17 protein-coding genes and 2 pseudogenes are annotated in these 15,929 nt (G+C 71.7%); 9 read left to right on the top strand and 10 right to left on the bottom strand.

The genetic code is table 11. From position 1 onward, the window contains the following. Positions 1–120 precede the first annotated feature (120 nt). Positions 121–903 carry a hypothetical protein gene (locus LV457_RS13500; RefSeq protein ID WP_232171689.1) on the bottom strand — a complete coding sequence of 261 codons (783 nt, stop codon included), beginning with the start codon at positions 901–903 and terminating at the stop codon, positions 121–123. 77 nt (positions 904–980) lie between these two features. On the opposite strand from LV457_RS13500, the gene LV457_RS13495 reads away from it, so the two are divergent. Then, positions 981–1,526, top strand: a complete 546-nt coding sequence (locus tag LV457_RS13495; RefSeq protein ID WP_232171688.1) for a bifunctional 2-polyprenyl-6-hydroxyphenol methylase/3-demethylubiquinol 3-O-methyltransferase UbiG — start codon at positions 981–983, stop codon at positions 1,524–1,526. 28 nt (positions 1,527–1,554) lie between these two features. On the opposite strand, the gene LV457_RS13490 is transcribed toward LV457_RS13495, so the two are convergent. The 3 genes from LV457_RS13490 to tpx all read right to left on the bottom strand — a co-directional run bounded on the left by LV457_RS13490 (position 1,555) and on the right by tpx (position 3,025). Beyond that, complete coding sequence (locus tag LV457_RS13490) at positions 1,555–1,734, bottom strand: hypothetical protein (RefSeq protein ID WP_232171687.1); 180 nt, start codon at positions 1,732–1,734, stop codon at positions 1,555–1,557. A gap of 117 nt (positions 1,735–1,851) precedes the next feature. Continuing rightward, positions 1,852–2,355, bottom strand: coding sequence for an NlpC/P60 family peptidoglycan-binding protein RipD (gene ripD / locus LV457_RS13485; protein WP_232171686.1), 504 nt, complete (start codon positions 2,353–2,355; stop codon positions 1,852–1,854). A gap of 175 nt (positions 2,356–2,530) precedes the next feature. After that, positions 2,531–3,025, bottom strand: a complete 495-nt coding sequence (gene tpx, locus LV457_RS13480; protein WP_232171685.1) for a thiol peroxidase — start codon at positions 3,023–3,025, stop codon at positions 2,531–2,533. A 114-nt stretch (positions 3,026–3,139) separates the two neighbouring features. Between tpx and tenA the strand changes: the two genes are divergently transcribed. Continuing rightward, positions 3,140–3,832, top strand: coding sequence for a thiaminase II (gene tenA / locus LV457_RS13475; protein ID WP_232171684.1), 693 nt, complete (start codon positions 3,140–3,142; stop codon positions 3,830–3,832). On the opposite strand, the gene LV457_RS13470 is transcribed toward tenA, so the two are convergent. From LV457_RS13470 to LV457_RS13455, 4 genes are all read right to left on the bottom strand, one after another. Beyond that, entirely contained in the window at positions 3,829–4,215 is a 387-nt protein-coding gene (locus tag LV457_RS13470) for a VOC family protein (RefSeq protein ID WP_232171683.1), read from the bottom strand. The genes tenA and LV457_RS13470 overlap by 4 nt on opposite strands. 7 nt (positions 4,216–4,222) lie before the next feature. Continuing rightward, positions 4,223–4,921 carry an MspA family porin gene (locus LV457_RS13465; RefSeq protein ID WP_232171682.1) on the bottom strand — a complete coding sequence of 233 codons (699 nt, stop codon included), beginning with the start codon at positions 4,919–4,921 and terminating at the stop codon, positions 4,223–4,225. 114 nt (positions 4,922–5,035) lie between these two features. Then, positions 5,036–6,397 (bottom strand): aldehyde dehydrogenase family protein, encoded by a 1,362-nt coding sequence (locus LV457_RS13460; protein WP_232171681.1) that lies wholly within the window; start codon positions 6,395–6,397, stop codon positions 5,036–5,038. 10 nt (positions 6,398–6,407) lie between these two features. Then, positions 6,408–6,842: an SRPBCC family protein gene (locus tag LV457_RS13455; protein WP_232171680.1), complete on the bottom strand. Its 435-nt coding sequence runs from the start codon at positions 6,840–6,842 to the stop codon at positions 6,408–6,410. Positions 6,843–6,874: 32 nt separating this feature from the next. Between LV457_RS13455 and LV457_RS13450 the strand changes: the two genes are divergently transcribed. Then, positions 6,875–7,090 carry a hypothetical protein gene (locus LV457_RS13450; protein WP_232171679.1) on the top strand — a complete coding sequence of 72 codons (216 nt, stop codon included), beginning with the start codon at positions 6,875–6,877 and terminating at the stop codon, positions 7,088–7,090. Between the two features lie 62 nt (positions 7,091–7,152). Here LV457_RS13450 and LV457_RS13445 read toward each other — a convergent pair whose 3' ends face one another. Beyond that, a complete protein-coding gene (locus tag LV457_RS13445; protein ID WP_232171678.1) occupies positions 7,153–8,229 on the bottom strand; it encodes an NAD-dependent epimerase/dehydratase family protein in 1,077 nt (358 codons plus the stop codon). Positions 8,230–8,387: 158 nt separating this feature from the next. Here LV457_RS13445 and LV457_RS13440 point away from each other — a divergent pair, with 158 nt between their 5' ends. The 6 genes and pseudogenes from LV457_RS13440 to LV457_RS13415 all read left to right on the top strand — a co-directional run bounded on the left by LV457_RS13440 (position 8,388) and on the right by LV457_RS13415 (position 15,270). Beyond that, the gene (locus LV457_RS13440) at positions 8,388–8,819 is read left to right on the top strand and encodes a Fur family transcriptional regulator (RefSeq protein ID WP_232171677.1); all 432 of its coding nucleotides are present in this window, start codon (positions 8,388–8,390) and stop codon (positions 8,817–8,819) included. Positions 8,820–8,864: 45 nt separating this feature from the next. Beyond that, positions 8,865–11,118: pseudogene (gene katG / locus LV457_RS13435) on the top strand (catalase/peroxidase HPI). Between the two features lie 222 nt (positions 11,119–11,340). Further along, a complete protein-coding gene (locus LV457_RS13430; RefSeq protein ID WP_232171676.1) occupies positions 11,341–12,525 on the top strand; it encodes a PP2C family protein-serine/threonine phosphatase in 1,185 nt (394 codons plus the stop codon). Further along, a pseudogene (locus LV457_RS13425) lies at positions 12,522–14,108 on the top strand (CHASE3 domain-containing protein); the annotation flags it as partial. The gene LV457_RS13430 and the pseudogene LV457_RS13425, both read left to right, overlap by 4 nt. A gap of 48 nt (positions 14,109–14,156) precedes the next feature. After that, complete coding sequence (locus tag LV457_RS13420) at positions 14,157–14,597, top strand: response regulator (protein WP_232171838.1); 441 nt, start codon at positions 14,157–14,159, stop codon at positions 14,595–14,597. A 10-nt stretch (positions 14,598–14,607) separates the two neighbouring features. Next, a complete protein-coding gene (locus LV457_RS13415) occupies positions 14,608–15,270 on the top strand; it encodes an alpha/beta hydrolase (protein ID WP_232171675.1) in 663 nt (220 codons plus the stop codon). Between the two features lie 4 nt (positions 15,271–15,274). Here LV457_RS13415 and LV457_RS13410 read toward each other — a convergent pair whose 3' ends face one another. Further along, a complete protein-coding gene (locus tag LV457_RS13410) occupies positions 15,275–15,898 on the bottom strand; it encodes a hypothetical protein (protein WP_232171674.1) in 624 nt (207 codons plus the stop codon). Positions 15,899–15,929: the final 31 nt, after the last annotated feature.

The raw sequence follows: 15,929 nt of genomic DNA, 5'->3' as shown, positions 1-15,929 counted from the left end.
AGTCCCTTCGACGAACCAACCGAGGTGTGGCAGCGGCGGAGTCCGGGCGGTCAGTGCTGGAGGCGGCCGCTCCTTATCACCGTACCGCGCCGCGGCGGACGTTCGGCGATCGCTGCGAGGTCAGCGCCGCTTGTCGCGCACCCGGTACGTCGAAGGCCACGACAGCCGGGTCTCGTCTCCCACCAGCGGCGTCCCTTTGCCACCGACCTTGACGTCGTAGGCCTCTTTGCCCGGGCCGACTTCACGATCGGCATGCTGCTGCGCCAGGTAATAGAGCTGGTCGATCTCCGCTTCCGCGAAGGCGACGAAGGTGGTGTTGCGCACGGCGTCGCCCAGCCCCGCGGTCATCCGGTCCGGCAGGATCCGCGACAGCAGCGCGGCGACGCCGAGCAGGCTGTACGGGATCACCCAGTAACAGCCGACCGACAGCGGCGTGCGGGTGTCGAGCAGGGTGGCGTCGCCCTGCACGATCGGGGGGATCGCCGCCGAGACCGTCATCCCGGCGAACGCCGCCACCCACACCCAGGTGAGGACGGTGACGATGCGGGCGAAGACGTCGGTCTTCACGATGTCGGCGGGCTGGCCCGCCTCGGCGAACTCGCGGACGAACGGCTTGCCGGCCAGCAGGCTCACCAGCGCTACGAGGAAGATCCCGAAGGTGCCCAGCGGCTGCAGCCAGCGCTCCAGGAAATCCTGGCCGACCACCAGGGTGAGCACGGTGAGCACCGCGAACACTGCGACGGTGCCGATCTCCAGGATGGCGCCGGGCGCCCCCCGCCGCCGCCCGATCACCAGCGCTGCCACCGCCATCGCGAGCGCCACCGCCACCGCCGCGGTGAACGGCACGTTGCCGACCAGAACCCAGTAGACGATCCACGGCGCGAAGCCGATCAGCACACCCATGGCGCGAGAGTCTAAAGGTCTACCGTTGCACCGACGGGAAACTGCGGCGTGGTGGTCGGCGACCTACGCTCGCTGGTGTGTCGGAGGCGGATCGGCGGCGGTGGGACTCCCGCTATGCCGACCGCCCGGCACCGGCCGTCGGCGCGGTGGCGCTGCCGCCGGAGTTCCGGCCGTTCGCCGCGCAGTTCCCGGTGGCCGGTGTCGCGCTCGACCTCGCGTGCGGTGACGGGCTGGCCGCGGTCTGGCTCGCCCGCCGCGGCCTCACCGTGCTCGGGGTGGACGTTTCGCCGGTGGCGATCGCACGGGCGGCGGCGCTGGCGCAGCGGTGCGGCGTCGCGCAGCGTTGCCGGTTCGCGGCCGCCGACCTCGACGACGGCCTGCCCGCCGGGCCCGCCGCCGATGTGATCGTCTGCCACCGGTTCCGCGACCGCCGGCTCGACGCGGCGATCGTGGGCCGGCTGGCGTCGGGCGGGCTGCTCGCGGTCAGCGCGTGCAGTGAGGTCGGTGCGGCGCCCGGCCCGTTTCGCGCGCGGCCCGGCGAGTTGCGCCGGGCGTTCGCTTCGCTGCGGGTGCTTGCCGGCGGCGAGGCCGACGGCGCGGCGTGGCTACTGGCGCGCCGCTGAACCGAGAGCGCCGTCGAGGTGACCGCCTTCACCGATGGCGTGGCAGCCGGAAGCCGCCGCCCTGAGACCGTCCGTCGAGCGCGAGCAACGTCAGCGCCATCACCGACAGCGCCCCGACAAACACCGGCACGACCACGTCGCCGCCCGCCACCAGCACCACCCCGACGAGGCCGACGAGCAGGAGGGCCGGCACCGCCAAGATCATCATCGCGCTCCTGTCCGTTCGCCTCCGGGACCGTGCTGCTCGGGTACCCGGAGATCCACCGGACATATCGCGGGCCCGCCGTGCGATATTCCGCCCGGCGCGCTGATGCGCGCGGGCCTGCTACCCGATGATGCGCACCAGGTAGGGCGTCATGCCGTCGAACCGCACCGGTGACACCGTGACGGCCGGGTCCGTGGCCTCCACCATCTGCTGGTTGCCGACGAAGATCGCGACACTTTGGGTGCCCTGCGGACCGTAGAAGATGAGGTCGCCCGGCAGCGCCTGGGACGGCAGGATCTTGCGGCCCATGCGGTACTGGTCAGCGGAGGTGCGCGGCATCGCTATGCCGGCGCCGGCGAAGGCGTAGACCACCAGGCCGGAGGCGTCGAACCCGGCGACGCCCGGGGCGGCGGGTGCGACGAGCGGATCGGGCGCGGGAGCCGCGGGCCTCGGACGGGTGGGGCCGGTGGCGTCGCCGCCGCCGTAGACGAACGGGACGCCGCGCTGCGAGAGTGCCCGGGACAGCACCAGCTCGACGGCGCGCTGCTGAGCGGCGGGCCGCGTGAGGGGGTTCGCGGTGGCCGATCCCGGTGTCGTCAGGACCAGCAGCGCTCCCAGCAGCATCGCTGCGCCGCGCCGGAGCGCCCCCCGAGGAACACCCGCAACTGTAATCACGGCGTTCACTTCTACAACACCGCCGGCCCAGCTGTCAGTGCCGCGGCGGGGTCGTCGTGAAGCCGATGCCCAAGCGTGCCGAAACGGTGACGTCACCGCCGCGGTGACGTCACTGCACCCGGCGTCAGGACGCCGCGGCGATGGCGGCGTCGTAGTCGGGTTCCTGGCCGATCTCCGGAACCAGCTCGGTGTAGGCGACGTTGCCGTCGGCGCCCACCACGACGACGGCGCGGGCGAGCAGCCCCGCCATCGGGCCGTCGGCGAGCGTCACGCCGTAGTCGTCGCCGAAGCTGCCACGGAACGCCGACGCCGTCGTCACGTTCTCGATTCCCTCGGCGCCGCAGAACCGCTTCTGCGCGAACGGCAGATCTTTCGACACACACAGCACCGCCAAGCCGCTGTCGACGGCACGCTCGTTGAACGTCCGCACGCTCGTGGCGCACACCGGCGTGTCCACCGACGGGAAGATGTTGAGCAGCAACGGCTTACCGCGGAACTGTTCGCTGCTGACGGTCCCCAGGTCGGTGCCGGTCAGCGTGAACGCCGGCGCCGGGGAGCCGATGGCGGGCAGGTCGCCGACCGTGTTGATCGGATTTCCACGAAGCGTTATCTGTGCCATGGCCGACAGTCTGCCAAGCAGGTGCTCAGCCTGTGGCCCGGGGGCACCACCTCATTAGAATCACCGCGTGCAGACTGTCGCCTCCCCCATCGCCGATACCGCAGCGGCCGGCTCATGACGCCGGCGATCGGCGCGGCCGACCCCGAGGCGTGGTCGACGGCGCTGTGGCACGACATCGCGCCGATCATGGCGGCCATCCACGCCCACCCGTTCGTCGTCGGCCTCACCGACGGCAGCCTCGACGACCGGGCGTTCGCCCACTACGTCGCCCAGGACGTCCACTACTTGCGGGACTATGCCCGCGCGCTGGCCATCGTCGCGGCCAAGGCGCCGGCGCCCGCCGACACCGCGATGTTCGCGCGGCACGCCGCCGAGGTTTTCGACGTCGAGCTGGAACTGCACAGCAGCCTGCTCCCCCGGCTCGGCGTCGACGCCGCGGCGCTGGAGGACACGGCGCCGTCGCCCACGACCCGCGCCTACTGCAGCTACCTGCTCGCGACCGCCTACGGCGGCAGCTTCGCCGACGGGCTCGCCGCGATCCTGCCGTGCTACTGGATCTACGCCGAAGTGGGGATCGCGCTGGCGCGCAACGGCTCTCGCGACGACCGCTACCAGGCGTGGATCGACAGCTACGGGGGCGACGAGTTCACCGCCACGGTTGCGGAGGTATTGGCGCTCACGGATCGAGTCGGCCCGACGCTCACCGCCGCCGACGAGGCGGCGGCCCGCGCGCACTTCGTCACGACCGCCCGCTACGAGTGGATGTTCTTCGACGCGGCGCTGCGGCGGGAGAGCTGGCCGGTCTAGCCGCCGTCGGGCTGGAAGCTGGTGAGGCAGAACGGATGTCCCACGGGGTCCAGCAGCACCCGGTGCACCTGCGGCGACGGCTGGTGCGGCGCCTCGCGGGCGCCGAGGCGCACCGCCGCCTCGACCGCCGCCGGGAGGTCGTCGACGGAGATGTCGAGGTGCAGCTGCTGGTGCTGCGGGCCGCCCGGCCAGTTCGGCGGCGTGTAGTCGTCGACCCGCATGAACGTCAGCATGACGCCGGCGCCGACCAGCGCGATCACGCTGCGGTCCGGCCGGGCGTAACCCTCCTGCAGGCCGAGCAGGTCGCGGTAGAACGGCGCCAGCGCGTCGGGGTCGGGGCAGTCGACCGAGACGGAGACCAGGGTGCCGACGGGTGAGCTCACGGGCGCGTCAGACCTTCTTCGTGGTGCCGTAGTAGGCCAGGATCGCGTCGCCCTCCGGGGTCGACCTGGTCAGAAACGAGTACGACCGGATGAAGGACTCCCCCACGCAGCCGTCGATCTTGACGCGGAAGCCGGTCAGCTTCACCCAGGGCGCGGCGCCGGTGAACTCCTTCTTCGACACCGACACGATGTTGACGATGCCCGGCTTGAGGCCCAGCGCGATGCTGCCGCTCACCGGCGTGCTGACCACCGGGAGCAGGCCGTCCAGCCCCGGCGACGCGACGTCGATCCCGGCCAGTCCGACCGACGAGGTGATGCCGGCGGTGCCCGCGAGCGTGACGCCCTGCGACGTGCTCATGTCGATGCCGCAGCCGATCTGGTAGCCGACCTCCAACACCCCGTGCGGCGGTTGGTCGGATTGCGGTCCGCTCAATTCGCCGTTCCAGGTGCCGCCGACGACGTACTCGCGCGACGACAGCGCGGTGGTCAGCGGCGGAACGTTGCGCTGCGTCTCGTCCTTGGCCGAGAGCGTCAGCGTCGCGCCGTCCGGGGTGTCGGTGGTCGCCGGGGGCGGCGACTCGACCAGGCCGTCGTCGGCGGGCTCGGCGGCGACGGCTCCGGGGTCCGGCTCCGCCGCGGCGACGGGGCTGACGACGCCGCACAGCAGCAGCCAGCCGGTGAGCAGCACGAGCGCACGGATCACCACCGGCGGACCCCTTCTTCCCGGCGCGACAGCCAACCCTGCGCAGCGACGCGGTGTTCAATTGCTACCACGCGCCGGATCGCCCGCGAGGGCCGGTTGCCCAAACCGGAGGTGCGGTCAGCCGCCCGGCGGCGACCAATGCACCACCTTCACCTGCGTCATCTCGTCGAGCAGCTCGGGACCGAACCCGAAGCCGCTGCCGCTGGCGCGCCGCGGTTGTGACGCGCCGCCGGGCGCCCCGCCGAAGACGGCGTTGATCTTCACCGTGCCGACCGGCAGCGATCGCCACGCTTCCTGCGCATGGGCCATGTCGGGGGTGAGCACCGTGGCGGCGAGCCCGTAGCGGTCGTCGGCGGCCTCGCGCAGGGCGGTGTCGAAGTCGGCCACCACCCGCACCGGCGCGACCGGGCCGAACGTCTCCTCGGCGAACACCAGCATGTCGGGCGTGCAGTCGGTGAGCACGGTCGGCGGATAGAACGTGCCGGGGCCGGTCGCGGGCTCGCCGCCGACCAGGACCTGCGCGCCGGCCTTCACGGCGTCGGTCACGTGACGGTGCACGGTCTGGCGCTGCCGTTCGTCGACCACCGGGCCGATCCGCTGCGCCCAGTTGCGCGCCTCGTCGACCAGCGCCGGCACGAACGCGTCGGCCACGTCCGCGACGACGAAGATCCGTTCCACCGAGACGCAGATCTGCCCGGCGTTGGCGAACGATCCCAGCGCGGCCTGCTCGGCGGCCCACCGCGGATCGACGCCGGCGTCGACGATCAGCGCGTCGTTGCCGCCGTTCTCCAGCAGCGCCTTGGCGCCGCGCTCGGCGCACATCCGGGTGATCGCGCGGCCGGTGGCGCTGCTGCCGACGTGGGCCACCAGCGCCACCCGCTCGTCGCCGGCCAGCCGGGCACCGACCGTGGCATCGCCGTCGAGGATCTCCAGCACGCCGTCGGGCAGCTGCGCGGCGAGCAGCTCGGCGAAGCGCCGGCCCGTCGCCGGGCACCGCTCGCTGGGCTTGTGCACCACGGTGTTGCCCGCGGCCAGCGCGGCGCCCAGCAGGCCCGCGGCCACGGCCACCGGGTCGTTCCACGGCGTGAGCACCGCGACGACACCCCGCGGCTCGGCGATCATCAGGTCGGTGGCGCCCCAGTCGCCCTGCAAGCTGCGGCCGCGGTGCAGCGGCCCGAGCTCGGCGTACTGGATCAGCGTGCCCACCCCGGCCTCCACCCCGCCCAGCGAGTCGCCCCGCGGCTTGCCGGTCTCCCGCTCGTTGAGCTCGGCGAGCTCGTCGGCGGCGGCGCGGACGGCGGCGGCCGCGGCGTGCAGGGCGGCGGCGCGCTCGGCGGCCGGGGTGCGGGCCCACTGCGCCGCGGCGGCGTCGGCGCGGGCGATCGCGCCGTCACATGCCGCGTCGTCGGCGATCGGGAGCCGCGTCACCAAGTCGCCGGTGCGGGGGTCGGACACGGTCAGTTCGGCGTTTTTCGGCACGCCCGTCGTTCTACCCGACGTAGAGCTCCTCGAAGCGTCGGATCGATCGGTCGATGTCGCCCTTGACGGCGCGGGCCGCGGCGGCGCCGATCGGTCCGAACAGCGGCGCGCCGCCCAGGTCGAGCCGCACGGAGAACGCGCTGCCCGTCGCGGTGGGCTTCACCTGCATGCGCAGGCCGTACTTGGTGCCGCCGACGCCCTTGCCGGTGACGTCGAGCAGCCGGGGCGGGTCCCACTGTTGGACGGTCCAGGTGACCCGGTTACGCATGCCCTTGGCCCCGGCGACGCCGACGATCGTGGTGCCGACGCCGATCTGGTCGGGCAACTCGCCGCGCCATCCCTCGTGCATGACGAGCCAGTCGCCCAGCGCGTGCAGGTCGGAGGCCCGCTCCCAGGCGGTCTGCGGGTCGATGGCCAGCTCGCGGGACAACTCCACCTTCGCCATGGCCGGATGGTAGCGGGGGTACAACGGGTGGGGTGAGGTTCGGGTTCATCGCGCTCTACGTCGTCGGCTGGCTGGTCACCACCGTGCTGCTGCTGCGCGGCACCTTCGGCGACGACTCCCGCGGCGCTGGGCAGCGGGCGGTGCTCGGCGCCGTCAGCGTCGCGTGCGCCGTCGCCCTGGCGGCGGCCTGGCCGGTGTCCGGCTGGTTCCTGCCGATCATCCGGGCTGCGCTCGACAATCGGCAGTGAGCGGCGCCGCGACGGTCAGGCGGCTGCTGATGCCGCCACCGCCGCGATCCCCCGCCGGCGGGTCACGGTAGCCGGCGCGACGAGATCAGCCCTTCGGTGACGTCCTTGCGCAGCAGGTCGAGCATCGACCGGGCCCGCAGCGGCGCGCTGGCGGTGTGGGCGCGCTCGCTGACACCGGCGAGGAAGTCGGCGAACGCCTCCTTCGACGAGTAGCGCGGCTCCCAGCCCAGCTCGCGGCGCGCGCGGTCGCAGTTCAGCAGCGGCACCGTGAAGGACAGGTCCAGCCAGCCGCGGTCGAGATGCTGCAGCCGTGCCCGCCAGCTCAGGTCGACCAGCGTGCCCAGCACCCCGGACGGCACGTGGATCGGGCGCGCGCCCAGCACCTCGGCGATGTCGGCGCGCGACATCGGCGGTTCGGCGGCGAGATTGAACGGTCCGGTGGCGCCGCGCTCGACGGCCCGGGCGATCGCGTCGGCGACGTCGTCGGTGTGGATGAGCGGCAGGCACAGCTTGCGGTCGATCGGCAGCACCGGCAGCAGCGGCACGATGCCCATCGGGACGTAGGCCGGCAGCGTGTAGCGCAGCAGTCCGCTGGCCGCGGCGCGCTGCAGGATGAAACCCGGGCGGAACCGGGCGATCGGCACGCCGTCGCTGCCGTGGGTGCGTTCGTAGTCGTCGAGCAGCGCTTCGGCCTCGGCCTTGTGGCGGCTGTACCACGACGTGGTGATGCCGGTGGCCGGCCAGGACTCGTCGACGCGCTGCCCGTAGCGGCCCGCGGCGTAGGCGCCGACCGACGACATGTGCGTCAGGTGGCCGACCTTGGCCCGGTGGGCGGCGTCGAGCACCGCGGTGGTGCCGCCGACGTCGACGCGGTGCAGGTAGTCGCGGTCGTGGGTCGGCTGGAAGCCCCACACCAGGTGGACGACCGCGTCGGCGCCGGCGAAGATCTCGGTCAGCCGGTCGGCGGTGTCGGGCTCCGACAGATCCTGGGAATGCCATTGGACGTCGGCGTAGACGTCCACCGGTTCGGGTGGACGCCGCACCACCCCGACGAGCTCGTGGTGCTGTCCGGAGTTGACGAGGCGACGCAGCAGCGCGGTGCCGACGTTGCCGCTGGCGCCGGTGATGACGATGCGCATGGGGAACCTTCCGTCCTTGGGTGTCAGCACTCTGGTGCCCGACGCCGCCGCCGCTAAACACCCGCGCCGGTGGCCGCGACGGGCAAGACGGGGGTCCGGGGCGGTCAGATTCGGCCAAAGTCTTGACCAGATCCAGTTAAGTGCGACATATTCGTGGCGTGCCCTCGCCCACGGAACTCGCCGACAAGCTACGTTCCGCGAGCCTTCGGGTGACCCGCCCTCGGGTGGCGGTGCTCGAGGCCGTGCACCATCACCCGCACGCCGACACCGAGACGCTGTTCGGCGTTGTCCGCCAGACGCTGCCGGACGTGTCCCGCCAGGCCGTCTACGACGTGCTGAACGCGCTCACCACCGTCGGCCTGGTGCGCCGCATCCAGCCGTCGGGCTCCGTCGCGCGCTACGAGTCCCGCGTCGGCGACAACCACCACCACGTCGTGTGCCGGTCCTGCGGTGTGATCGCCGACGTCGACTGCGCCGTCGGCGAGGCGCCCTGCCTGACGGCTTCCGACGGCGCCCCGCAGGGTTTCGCGATCGACGAGGCCGAGGTCATCTACTGGGGCCTGTGTCCCGACTGCGCCGCCGCCCGATGACCCGTGTGATCGACAGCTCAACACCGAAATATGGAAGGGAAGTCCGTGTCATCTGATACATCCGACGCCAAGCCCCCGCTGCCCGGGGCGACCACCCACAGCAGCGGAAGCGAGAGCGAGAACCCGGCCATCCGGTCGCCGCAGCCGACGCCGCACCGGCCGCGCACCAACCAGGACTGGTGGCCCAACCAGATCGACCTGTCGGTGCTGCACGCGCATTCGCCGAAGGGCAATCCGCTGGGCGAGGACTTCGACTATGCGAAGGAGTTCGCGAAGCTCGACGTCGAGGCACTCAAGGCCGACGTGATGGCGGTCATCAACACGTCGCAGGACTGGTGGCCGGCCGACTACGGCAGCTATGCGGGCCTGTTCATCCGCATGAGCTGGCACGCCGCGGGCACCTACCGCACCTACGACGGGCGCGGTGGTGGCGGCCAGGGCATGCAGCGTTTCGCCCCGCTCAACAGCTGGCCGGACAACGCCAACCTCGACAAGGCTCGCCGGCTGCTGTGGCCGGTGAAGAAGAAGTACGGCAACAAGATCTCCTGGGCGGACCTGCTGGTGTTCGCCGGCAACGTGGCCCTGGAGTCGGCGGGCTTCGAGACCTTCGGCTTCGGCTTCGGTCGCCCCGACTTCTGGGAGCCCGAGGAGGTCATCTTCGGCGAGGAAGAGGAGTGGCTCGGCACCGACAAGCGCTACGCCGGCTCCGGTGACGGCGCGCGGGAGCTCGAGGAGCGCTACGGCGCCACCACGATGGGCCTCATCTACGTCAACCCCGAGGGTCCCGAGGGCGAGCCGGACCCGCTCAAGGCCGCGCACGACATCCGCGTCACGTTCGGCCGCATGGCGATGAACGACGTGGAGACCGCCGCACTGATCGTCGGCGGGCACACGCTGGGCAAGACCCACGGCGCCGGTGACGGCGACCTGGTCGGCCCGGAGCCCGAGGGCGCACCCATCGAGCAGCAGGGCCTGGGCTGGAAGTGCGCGTTCGCCTCCGGCAAGGGGCCCGACACCATCACCAGCGGCCTGGAGGTGGTGTGGACGGACAAGCCGACGCAGTGGAGCAACCGCTACCTGGAGCTGCTGTACGGCAACGAGTGGGAACTGACCAAGAGCCCGGCCGGCGCCTGGCAATTCGAGGCCAAGGACGCCGAGCCGATCATCCCCGATCCGTTCGGCGGCCCGCCGCGCAAGCCGACGATGCTGGTCACCGACCTGTCGATGCGGTTCGACCCGATCTACGGCGAGATCACCCGGCGCTGGCTCGACCACCCCGAGGAGCTCGACGACGCGTTCCGGCGGGCCTGGTACAAGCTGCTGCACCGCGACATGGGCCCGATCACCCGCTACCTCGGCCCCTGGGTGCCCGAGCCGCAGCTGTGGCAGGACCCGGTGCCTGCGGTCGACCACCCCGCTGATCGACTCCTCCGACATCGCCACGCTCAAGGAGCGGCTGCTGGGCGCGGGCCCGAGCACCACCGCGCTGATCAAGACGGCATGGAACTCCGCGGCGAGCTTCCGCAGCACCGACAAGCGCGGCGGCGCCAACGGTGCCCGGATCCGGCTCGAGCCGCAGCGCAGCTGGGAGGTCAACGAGCCCGCAGAGCTCGAGACCGTGCTGGCCGCGCTCGAGCGGGTGCAGCAGGAGTTCAACGCCTCGGCGACCGGTGGCAAGCGGGTGTCGCTGGCCGACCTGATCGTGCTCGCCGGTACGGCCGCGGTGGAGAAGGCCGCCAAGGACGCGGGCTTCGACATCACGGTGCCGTTCGCGCCGGGCCGCACCGACGCCACGCAGGAGAACACCGACGCCGAGTCGTTCGCGGTGCTCGAACCGCGTGCCGACGGGTTCCGCAACTACGTCCGTCCCGGCGAGAAGGCGCAGCTCGAGGAGCTGCTGTTGGAGCGCGCCTACTTCCTGGATGTGACGGCGCCGGAGCTCACGGTGCTGATCGGCGGGCTGCGGGCACTCGGCGCCACCTACGGCAACAGCAAGCACGGCGTGTTCACCGACCGGCCGGGCGTGTTGTCCACCGACTTCTTCGTCAACCTGCTCGACATGGACACCGAGTGGAAGGCGTCGGAGACGCTGGAGAACGTCTACGAGGGCCGGGACCGCAAGACCGGTCAGACCAAGTGGACCGCCACCGCCAACGACCTGGTGTTCGGGTCGCATTCGATCCTGCGGGCGCTCGCGGAGGTGTACGCACAGGACGACAACCACGAGAAGTTCGCCAGGGACTTCGCCGCGGCGTGGGCCAAGGTCATGAACAACGACCGGTTCGACCTGCACCGCTGATCACCGGCACCACGAACCGGCACCCCGTGAGCGCATCGGCTCGCGGGGTGCCGGCCTTTTTCCGGCCGGGGCCGGCGCGGGCCGTCGATTCCCGGGCTCGCGCGATCCCCCGGTATTGTCGCCCTGTTGTCACTCGAGCAGAAGGTCACGCGACCGGGGTGAACGGACCTGTTAAGGACGTGATGGCCGATGCTCGCCTCGCATGACCCCTCGGTGGCAGCCATGCCCGCGGTGGAAGTGTCCCGGAACTTCGGCCGCGAGCCCCTGGCGTTGTTACTGGTCGAGGACGATCGCGGGGACGCGCTGCTGGTCGAGGAGTTGATCGCCGACGCGGCGGCGGATATCCGGGTGCTGTGGGTGTCGACGCTGACGGACGCGGAGAGACAACTGACGACGGCGCGGCCGGACTGCGTGCTGCTGGACATGAATCTGCCCGACGCCAACGGCATCGAGGCGCTGAACCGGGTGGCGCAATGCGACCCGACCATTCCGATCATCGTGCTCACCGGTCATTCCGACGAGCACTTCGGCATCTCGGCGGTGGCGTCGGGTGCGCAGGACTACCTGGTGAAGGGCCGCGTCGAGCCCGAGATGCTGCGCCGCTCGCTGCTCTACGCGATCGAGCGCAAGCGTCACGAGCTGACGGCCGTGGACCTGCATGCCAGCCGGCTGCGCTCGCAGGAGAACGCCCGGCTGGAGCGCGGCCTGCTGCCCTCTCCCCTGCTGCTCGACGATCCCGGCGTCGACATCGTCGCGCAGTACCGACCCAGTCGGCAGCATGCGCTGCTCGGCGGCGATTTCTACGACTTCGTGCAGACGCCGGACGGCACCGTGCACGTGATGGTCGGCGATGTCGCCGGCCACGGCCCCGACGAGGCGGCGCTGGGCGTCGCGCTGCGCATCGGTTGGCGCGCCCTGACGTTCGCGGGCCTGCGCGGCAACGAGCGGATGCGGCAGCTCGAGCGCATCCTGCTCGCCGAACGCCCCGGTCGCGGCATCTTCGCCACCGTGCTCAGCCTCGCGTTCTCCCCCGACAGCCGCAAGTTCACCGCCGTGCGCGCCGGGCATCCCGGCATGCTGCTGCACAGCCCGACGTCGGTGGAGTGGCTGGAGCCGGCCGCCGGCCCGGCACTGGGCCTCAACGGCACGAACTGGCCGACCAACGAGCTGGAGCTGCCGGCCGGCCACGGCATCGTGATGCTCACCGACGGGTTGTTCGAAGGGCATTCGGGCCGCGGCTCGGAGCGGCTCGGCGAGGAGGGGCTGCTGCAGCTCGCCCGCCAGCACGCCGCGCTGCCCGCCGCCCAGTTCGTCAACTCGCTGATCGACGAGGCGGAGCGACGCGCGCAGGCGGTGGGCGGCACGTCGGACGACATCGCGGTGATCCGCGTGGAGCGCACCCGATGAGCCCCTTGGTGAGGCGTCCGGCGGTGCGCCGACCGCAGGGCCGGCGGCTGACGGTGCAGGGCTGGGTCAACGTCGTGCTGGCCGTCATGGGCATCCTGGTGCTCGGCGGCGCCGTCACCGGCGCCGTGCTGCTGAACCGCACGGACGACGTGTCGCGTGAGCTCAGCGAGAACATCCAGCCGTCCCGGGTCGCGGCGTACCAGATGCAGGCCGCGATCCGGGATCAGGAGACCGCCGTGCGCGGCTACGTGATCGCGGGCCAGCGCCAGTTCCTGACGCCGTATTACGTCGGGCAGCGGGCGGAGCAGGTCGCCGCCGCCGACATCCGCGCCCGGGTCCAGGACCGGCCCGACCTGCTCGCCGACGTCGACGCCATCACCGACGCCACGAAGCAGTGGCGCGCCGAATACGGCGAACCGCTCATCAAGGCCGTCACGCCGGGCGCGCCGTTCGTGGTGAACACCGAGTTCGCGGATCGCAGCAAGGCGGACTTCGACGAGATCCGGGCGCTGTTCGACGAGCAGAACCGCCATTTGTCGAACGCGCGGCAGGCCGGCTTGGACCGGCTGGAGCGCCTGCAGGGCTGGCGCGACACGGTGCTGCTGAGCATGGTCGCCGCCTTCTTCGTGACCGCGCTGCTCCTGGCGGTGCTCATCCGCAAGGCCGTCACCCGCCCGCTGGAGGTGTTGGCCGCCGCGTGCCGGCGCAACACCGAGGGCGACTTCGACGAGCGGATCCCGGCTCGCGGGCCGCGGGACCTGCGCGCCATCGCGACCGACGTCGAAAACATGCGGCAGCGCATCGTCGACGATCTGGCCGCCGCGCGGGCCGCGCAGCTGCTGCTCGACGAGCAGGCGGTGGACCTGCGGCGCTCCAACGCCGAGCTCGAGCAATTCGCCTACGTCGCCTCGCATGATCTGCAGGAGCCGCTGCGCAAGGTCACGGCCTTCTGCCAGCTGCTGGAGAAACGCTACGGCGACAAGCTCGACGACCGCGGCGTCGAGTACATCAACTTCGCGGTCGACGGCGCCAAGCGCATGCAGGTGCTCATCAACGATCTGCTGACCTTCTCGCGGGTGGGCCGGCTGAACTCCACCGAGATCGAGGTCGATCTGGGCGCCGCGCTCGACGCAGCGCTGTCGAACCTGTCGACCGCCATCGAGGAGTCCGGTGCGCAGCTCGTGCGGCCGGCCGAGCTGCCGAAGGTGCAGGGTGATCCGACCCTGCTGGCGATGCTCTGGCAGAACCTGATCGGCAACGCCGTGAAGTTCCGCCGCCCCGGCGAGACGCCGCGCCTCACGATCGAGTGCGAGGCCGCCACGGGTCCCGGCGACGAGGGCCCCGAGTGGCTGATCACGTTGTCGGACAACGGCATCGGCATCTCCGAGGAGTTCGTCGAGAAGGTTTTCGTCATCTTCCAGCGGCTGCACGGCCGCGACGCCTACAGCGGCACCGGCATCGGGTTGGCGCTGTGCAAGAAGATCGTCGAGTTCCACGGCGGCACCATCTGGATCGACACCGACTACACCGCCGGCACCCGCTTCCGCTTCACCCTCCCCATGCCCGACACCACCTCCGCCGCGTCGACCCCGCCGCACCAGCCCGCGGCGGCCCTGGAAAGGAGCCCACTGATGGCGTACGAAACCCGGCCGATCGACGTGCTGCTGGTCGAGGACGACCCCGGCGACGAGCTGATCACCCGGGAGGCGTTCGAGCACAACAAGATCAGCAACACGCTGCACGTCGCCCACGACGGCGAGGAGGGGCTGGACTTCCTGTACCGGCGGCACCCGTACGAGAACGCGCCGCGCCCCGACCTGATCCTGCTCGACCTCAACCTGCCCAAGTACGACGGCCGGCAGTTGCTCGAGCGGGTCAAGTCCGATCCGCAGCTCTCCCACATCCCGGTGGTCGTGCTGACGACGTCGTCGGCCGAGGAGGACATCCTGCGCAGCTACAAGCTCCACGCCAACGCCTACGTCACCAAACCGGTGGATCTCGACCAGTTCATGAACGCCGTCCGCCAGATCGACGAGTTCTTCGTCCAGGTGGTCCGGCTGCCGCAGTCCTGAGGGCCGGGTCTTGACGACGGAGGAATATGCGCCGGGCCGCCACGCCGACCTCTACGGCGATCCCGCGGATCCGGTCGCGCTGGTGTGGCACGGCTTGCAGGCCGACAGCCGGGCGGCCGTGCGTCCGCTCGCCGAGCGCATCGCCGGCCACGGCGTGCACGTGGTGGCCGCCGACTGGAACGCGCGCGCGGCGGACCGGGGTCGAGGCGACCTGCTCGGCTCGGCGGAGTTCGCGCGGCAGCGCGGCGGCGGGGCGCTGGTGGTGGTCGGCTGGTCGATGGGCGGCGCCGCGGCGGCCGCGCTGACGTTCCGGGCGTCGGAGCTGGGCGTTCCGGTGCGGCACACCGTGTGCCTGGCCGGCGCGTTCACGGCGCCCGACCCGTTCACCGGCGCCGGGTTGGATGTTCCCGACGGCCCGGCCACGCCGTTCCTGCTGTTGCACGGCACGGCCGACGACGTGGTGCCGCCGTCGGTGAGCACCGATTTCGCGGCGTCACTGCGCGCGGCGGGGTGGGACGTGACGGTCGGCCTGCTCGACACCGACCACGGCGCCATCGCGGGCGCGGTCTACGACGCCGCCGCCGACCGGTACGACCCGGCCGAGGACGCGGCGTCGTTGGCGACGGCGGCGACGGTCGCCGAGCGGATCGCGCAGGCAGTGCTCGGCGCGTAGTCCGTCAGGCGTAGCTGCGGGCGGCCACCGGCGTCACGCCGTAGATCGGCGCGACGGCCTCGGAGGTGATCTCGATGAGCGCCAGCGGGAACTGCTCGGCCAGTTCGGCCACCGTGGCGGCGAAGAAGCGGCGCATGTCGTAACGCCACTGCAGTTCGAGCGTGCCGTCGCGGCGCAGCGCACGCACCTGCAGGGCCCGGTCGGGGTTCCAGGTGTCCTCGTCGCTCACACCGTCGGCGCGGTAGCCGAACTGGGCCTGGGCCGCCCGGTCGTGCGGGCCGCGCCGCGGTGCGGTGGCCAGCGCGCGGCGGACGGCGACGAGCGCCTCGTTCGCGGCGCTGCCGTGATGGTCGACGCAGCTGATCGTCACCGGGAACTCGGTGCCGACGGGGGTCGCGACATCGACCCGCAGCTCGCCCTCGCCGAACGTCTTGGCGACGGCGCCGGCGAGCGCCGCAAGCAGGATCTCTTCCACGGTGACCCCGAGGTACTCCCCTGCGCCGTCGAGTTCGTCGGTGAGCGGGGCGGCCAGCGGCGCGGTGAGCGTCACGATGTCGTCGGCGCGGGGCGCACCGGACGCGCTGGAGTCGGCCACCGTGAGTGTCGACGCGAGACCGGGAGCAACCATGGGAGCGACCATGAGCTCACGATACCGCCGA

Origin of the sequence: Mycobacterium sp. MYCO198283 (assembly GCF_021213805.1) — a bacterium.
Classification (GTDB): Bacteria; Actinomycetota; Actinomycetes; order Mycobacteriales; family Mycobacteriaceae; genus Mycobacterium.
This window is presented reverse-complemented; position numbering and strand designations above follow the sequence as displayed.